Raw genomic sequence first — 244 nt, 5'->3', positions numbered from 1 at the left:
CAGCGGCGCATGCCGTGGCCGTGGGCGAACTCGTTGACCGTGCTCTCCACTCCGGAGCGGACCGCGTATCGGGTCTTCCACTCGGGCGTCTGCTGTTCGGCGCGGACGCGGCGTTGCAGGTCACGGAGCTCGCGCGGGGGAAATCCCACGGTGCGGGCGCTGTCGGCGGTGCTGGTGCACTGCGTGCGTGCCGGGCAGGGGCGGCACTGGCTCTTGGTGAACCGTGCCACGATCAGCGGGGCCG

Annotated in this window: 1 protein-coding gene; it reads right to left on the bottom strand. The window is 72.1% G+C overall.

The window, feature by feature from the left end:
• Positions 1 to 244: transposase (locus AC2CJA_RS27460; protein ID WP_484605306.1), on the bottom strand; the 244-nt coding region annotated here is incomplete at both ends.

The sequence above is a fragment of the Streptomyces sp. ATLC9 genome (assembly GCF_057196705.1).
This window is presented reverse-complemented; position numbering and strand designations above follow the sequence as displayed.